Source organism: Mesorhizobium sp. M7A.F.Ca.US.014.04.1.1, from assembly GCF_003998745.1.
Classification (GTDB): Bacteria; Pseudomonadota; Alphaproteobacteria; order Rhizobiales; family Rhizobiaceae; genus Mesorhizobium; species Mesorhizobium ciceri.
Window position 1 is genome coordinate 1 of sequence record NZ_RZRW01000381.1, and the last position, 5,695, is coordinate 5,695.

Genomic DNA, 5,695 nt, shown 5'->3' on the forward strand with positions numbered 1-5,695 from the left:
ACTCCGGCGCCCGCGGGCACCACCACGCCGACGCCGCCTTCCGGCAACGATGCTTCGGCTCCTGCGACTGCCCCGGCCACTGCGCCTGCCGCCGGCTCGACGCCGCCGGCGACCAACGGCACGGCTCCCGCCGCACCGGCGACCCCGCAGGTTCCAAACCAGTAGTCCTCGGTGCCTGAACCGCGATCTGTGGTCGTTTGAACACAGTCGCGGCAAATGCAGCGAGATCACGAAGATTCGACGGGGTGAGGCATGGCCCCACGCTTGAGGCGGCCGCGCTTATTCGACTATAGATTGCACGCGGCATTTCCGGCGCCCTTGGGGGGCGCTGGGCGACGCCGTGGCAACAAGCATAGAACGATCGGATCTTCGCCATGCAGCTTCGCAGCTTCATTTTCCTGGGACTTTGCGCCGCACTCGGCGTGAGTTCCCCCGCTTTCGCAGGCGTTCCGGCCAATATGGCCGCACAGCCTTCGGCTGAAACAACTTCTGCCATCAACGTCGCCGTCAAGAGTGATGCGTCGCAATTGAAGCTTCTCAAGAAGAAGAAAAACCCGACGCCCGACGACCTCGCCCAGATCAAGAAGATCGAGGCCAAGATCGTTGCCGACAAGGAAGCCGCCAAAGCCAAGGCGCTCGAAGCCAGGAAGCTGGCAATGCGCGAGGCGGCAAAGGCCAAGGCCGACGCGGAACGGCAGGCGTTCCTTGCCAAGAAGGGCAAGAGCGCGCCGGCAACCGAGGTGGCCGATGCCAAGCCGGCCAAGAAGCAGGCTGCCAAGATCATCGAGCCTATCGAACCGATAGCGCCGATCCAGTCGGCCGAGCCGCTTCCGGCGGAGGCCATGAACGTCGCCCTGACCGGCAACAATGGCGAACTGCGCAGCGAAGTCATCGGCCAGAAGAAGCCGAGCGGCGGCGGCCTGTTCGCCGGCCTTTTCGGCGGGACGTCGTCCGGCTCCTCGATAAGCTATCTTCCCGAGACGCGGGCTCTCGATCAGGCTCTCGCCAAGAGGGAGGCCAAGAAGCAGTTCAAGGTGAAGCCGGAATTCGTGCCGCAGGACGTGGAATTCACTGGTTACGATGCCGGCACCATCGTCATCGACACCAGCGCGCGGCGCCTCTACCTCGTCGAATCATCTTCCACCGCGCGGCGCTACGCCATTGCGGTCGGTCGCGAGGGCCTGCAGTTCAAGGGCACGGTCGCGGTCGGTGACAAGCAGGAATGGCCGCGCTGGATCCCGACGCTGGACATGCAGAAGCGCGAGCCGAAGCATTACGGCCAGTATAAGGACGGCATGCCTGGCGGTGGCCAGAATCCGCTCGGCGCCCGCGCCATCTATCTCTATGACGGCAAGAAGGACACGCATCTGCGCATCCACGGCACCATCGCGCCGCAGTCGATCGGAACCAGCGCCTCTAATGGCTGCTTCCGCATGATCAACGAGCACGTCATGGATCTCTACAGCCGCGTCAGGGTTGGCACCAAGGTCGTCATCATCTGACGTTTTCGTCATCCTGCCGAAAGGGCCGGCTCAGCCGGCCCTTTTGTTTTGCCCTGTTCACGATCCGAGCGCCTTCTTGGGAAAAAACCTTCGCGGTGGTTTTTTCTCTGGCGGAATCAATCCGGCCGCGTTAAGCGATGACTCCCATGGCGCGATATGTATTCATCACAGGCGGCGTGGTTTCCTCACTTGGAAAAGGCATTGCCGCAGCGGCCCTTGGGGCTCTCCTGCAGGCGCGAGGCTATCGCGCACGCATCAAAAAACTCGATCCCTATCTCAATGTCGATCCGGGGACGATGTCGCCGTACCAGCATGGCGAGGTTTTCGTCACCGACGATGGTGCGGAAACCGATCTTGATCTTGGCCATTACGAGCGCTTCACAGGCCGCTCCGCCAACCAGCAGGACAACATCACCACCGGCCGCATCTACAAGAACATCATCGAGCGCGAGCGGCGCGGCGACTATCTCGGCGCCACCGTGCAGGTCATCCCCCACGTCACCGACGAGATCAAGAATTTCGTCCTCAACGGCAATGACGACTATGATTTCGTGCTGTGCGAGATCGGCGGCACGGTCGGCGACATCGAGGCGATGCCGTTCCTGGAGGCTATACGCCAGCTCGGCAACGACTTGCCGCGCAACAATGCCGTCTACGTGCATCTGACGCTGATGCCCTATATCCCGACGGCCGGTGAGCTGAAGACCAAGCCGACTCAGCATTCGGTCAAGGAACTGCGCGGCATCGGCATCGCGCCCGACATCCTGCTGGTCCGCGCCGACCGCGCTATCCCCAAGGAAGAGCGCAGAAAACTGTCGCTGTTCTGCAATGTGCGCGAAAGCGCCGTGATCCAGGCGCTCGACGTGCCGCATATCTACGACGTGCCGATGGCCTATCACAAGGAAGGGCTCGATTCGGAAGTCCTGGCCGCCTTCGGCATCGATCCGGCGCCGAAGCCGCGTATGGAGCCGTGGCAGGCGGTGTCCAACCGCATCCACAATCCGGAAGGCGAGGTGACCATCGCCGTTGTCGGCAAATATACCGGCCTCAAGGACGCCTACAAATCGCTGATCGAGGCGCTGTCGCATGGCGGCCTGGCCAATCACGTCAAGGTCAAGCTCGACTGGATCGAATCGGAGATCTTCGAAAAGGAGGATCCGACGCCGTGGCTGGAAAAGGTGCATGGCATCCTGGTTCCCGGCGGCTTTGGGGAGCGCGGCTCGGAAGGCAAAATCCTGGCGGCGAAGTTCGCGCGTGAGCGAAAAGTGCCGTATTTCGGCATCTGCTTCGGCATGCAGATGGCCTGCATCGAGGCGGCGCGGTCGCTGGCCGGCGTCGAGCATGCGTCTTCGACCGAGTTTGGTCCGACCGAGGAACCGGTCGTCGGCCTGATGACCGAATGGCTGAAAGGCAACATGCTGGAGAAGCGCCGCGAAACCGGCGATCTCGGCGGCACGATGCGGCTCGGCGCCTATCAGGCCGAGCTCGCCAAGGGCTCCAAGATCGCCGAGATCTACGGCGACACTCAGATTTCCGAGCGCCATCGCCACCGCTACGAGGTCAATGTCGACTACAAGGAGCGGCTTGAGGATTGCGGCCTGGTGTTCGCCGGCATGTCGCCCGACGGCGTGCTGCCGGAAACGGTCGAATACCCGGACCATCCCTGGTTCATCGGCGTGCAGTATCATCCGGAACTGAAAAGCCGGCCGCTCGACCCGCATCCGCTGTTCGCCAGTTTCATCGAGGCAGCGGTGGAGCAGAGCCGGCTGGTGTAGGCCGGTCGGCCATGCAGACCTATGTCGCGCTGCTTTACAGCATCATTCTGGGCGAGGGCCGCCGGGTCGTCATGGCCGATCTCAAGGCCATGGCGGAAGATCTCGGGCTGAAGAACCCGCGCACCCTGGTGGCGACCGGAAATCTGGTCTTCGAGGCGCCGGCAACTGATATTGCCGACCTTGAACAGCGGCTGGAGGCAGCCTTCGAAAAAACCTTCGGCCGCCATGTCGACATCATCGTGCGTGGTGCCAAGGACTGGCTGAAGCTTGCCGCCGGCAATCCGTTCCCGGCCGATTCGGCCAAAGCAGGCGATCAGGTGGCCGTACGGGTGATGCGCAAGCCTGCGCCCGTGGAGGCCGTGACGGGGCTCCAGGCCTATGCCGGCGAGGATGAAAAAGTGACTTCGGTCGGCGGCGACATCTGGGTCGTCTTTTCGCGCGAGAGGCCAAGCTCGCGGCTGCTTGCGGCGATGAATCACAAGCGCATGGGCACGGGCACGTCGCGCAACTGGAACACGGTGCGCAGATTGGCCGAGATGCTCGGGTAGGTTTTGGGGCGGCTCTCGCCGCCCCAAAATTCACCTTGTCAGGCCTTCGCGGTCCTGGCGCCGGCGCCCAAAGCGGCGGTGCGCAGCACGTAGTAGATGATGCCGGCGATCGCCACGCCGAAGAACCAGCCATAGACACCCCACCAGGACGGCAGCCAGTTGGTGAAGTTGGGCAGGATCGACGAGAAGATGGCGCCGATGCCGGCGGCGATGAAGGCGGTGACGTGCCAGCCGCCCTGGAAGCGGAATTCGCCATCTTCGCGATAAAGCGCCTCGACGTCGACCTCACCCTTCCGGATCAGGTAGTAGTCGACCATCATCACCCCGAAGATCGGCCCCATCGTCGCGCCGATGATGTTGACGAAGGAAGCCGCACTGCCTTCCCATGGCGCGAAGGGATAGAGCAGCAGGGCGATCACGGCCGCGATATAGCCGCCCTTCTTGAAGTCGATCTGCCTGGGAAAGACATTGGAGAAGTCGAAGGCCGGCGAGACGAAGTTCGCCACGACGTTGATGCCAAGCGTCGCAACTGCAAAGGTCAGGGCAGCAAGGGCTGCCAGGAACCAGCTGTCGAATTTCGCCGATATCTGGTCGGGATGCAGCAGCACCTCGCCATAGACGTCAAAGGCGGCAATGGTGGTGACGCCGGCCACCAGAGAAAACAGGATCAGGTTGATCGGCAGGCCCCAGATGTTGCCCTTGCGCAGCGATGCCTTGTCAGGCGCGTAACGGGCGAAATCGCAGAAATTGAGATAGAGCGCCGAGAAATAGGTGACCCAGATCGCGGCCACCGCAAACAGCGAGGTCCAGGAGCCAGGCGTGCCGGGCACGCCCGCATCCTTCGTCTTGTCCAGCAGCACGTCCATCGGGATGTCGCTGGTGAAGGCAAATCTCCCGGATTTGACACAGAGATAGATCGCCAGGATCAGCATCATCACCCACACCGCGGGGCCGGCCCAGTCCTGGAAGCGGCGGACCGTTTCCATGCCGTTCTGGATGATCAGCAATTGCAGCCCCCAGATGACCACGAAGCAGATCACCTCCAGGCCGGTATGACCGAGGAAGTGCGTGCTGGCGTTGAAATCGGCGAACCATTGCGTGCGGATCAGCAGCGCCACGATCGCGCCCGAGGCGGCGGCAGTCTGCGCGCCGTACCAGAAGCAGGCGACGACGGCGCGCACCAGCGCCGGTATGTTGGCGCCCCAGATGCCGAAAGAGGCGCGGGCAAGCACGGGGTAGGGCACGCCCGTCTTCACGCCGGCATAGCCGACCATGTTCATCAGCGCGTAGATGATCAGCGAGCCGATGCCTATGGCGATGATGAAATTGACGAAGCCGCCGCAGAACAGGAACAGACTGGCGGCAAGATAGTAGCCCCAAAGGCTGTGGACGTCCGACGTCCAGACGTTGAAGATCGAGAATGGTCCCCAGTTTCGAACTTTGGCCGGAGCCAAATCCTCGTTGTACAGATCAGGTGAAGCACCCTGTATCGTCATGGCAATGTTCCCCTTTTGCAGCACGCGCCCTCACGCGTTGGCCGCGTGCAGGTTAAGCCTGCCGCAGGGGAACCGACAAGCAACCTATTTGCCGGCTTTGGCCTTAAAGATATTCAATGAGAACTGCGATTATCGATGCAAGGCGATGGTGGGTCATCGCTGGACCACGGATGAGTCGAGGTTCGACGCGGGGATTCCAATCTGAAGCGGTGGCTCCCGACATTTTCGGTTGGGGGGCATCTAAGCGATTGCCATCACCTGCTTGTGGTCCGCGACTTCGGCGAGCAGCCAATCCTGAAACAGACCGGTGCCTGGCTTGTTGCCGATGCTGCGACGCTGATGCAGGTAAATGCCGGCCGGATAGGTGTGGCGGG

At 62.2% G+C, this 5,695-nt stretch carries 4 protein-coding genes and 1 pseudogene; 4 read left to right on the plus strand and 1 reads right to left on the minus strand.

Annotated features, from left to right (window positions below):
• The 4 genes and pseudogenes from EOA22_RS39710 to EOA22_RS22605 all read left to right on the plus strand — a co-directional run.
• A pseudogene (locus EOA22_RS39710) lies at positions 1 to 165 on the plus strand (preprotein translocase subunit SecG); the annotation flags it as partial.
• 209 nt (positions 166 to 374) lie between these two features.
• Positions 375 to 1,502: a L,D-transpeptidase gene (locus tag EOA22_RS22595; RefSeq protein WP_013531734.1), complete on the plus strand. Its 1,128-nt coding sequence runs from the start codon at positions 375 to 377 to the stop codon at positions 1,500 to 1,502.
• A 137-nt stretch (positions 1,503 to 1,639) separates the two neighbouring features.
• Positions 1,640 to 3,277: a CTP synthase gene (locus EOA22_RS22600; protein WP_013531733.1), complete on the plus strand. Its 1,638-nt coding sequence runs from the start codon at positions 1,640 to 1,642 to the stop codon at positions 3,275 to 3,277.
• A gap of 11 nt (positions 3,278 to 3,288) precedes the next feature.
• Positions 3,289 to 3,825 carry a DUF1697 domain-containing protein gene (locus tag EOA22_RS22605; RefSeq protein ID WP_013531732.1) on the plus strand — a complete coding sequence of 179 codons (537 nt, stop codon included), beginning with the start codon at positions 3,289 to 3,291 and terminating at the stop codon, positions 3,823 to 3,825.
• A 38-nt stretch (positions 3,826 to 3,863) separates the two neighbouring features.
• Here the strand turns inward: EOA22_RS22605 and EOA22_RS22610 are convergent, their stop codons facing one another.
• Positions 3,864 to 5,321, minus strand: coding sequence for an NCS1 family nucleobase:cation symporter-1 (locus EOA22_RS22610; RefSeq protein ID WP_127390225.1), 1,458 nt, complete (start codon positions 5,319 to 5,321; stop codon positions 3,864 to 3,866).
• Between the last annotated feature and the right edge of the window lie 374 nt (positions 5,322 to 5,695).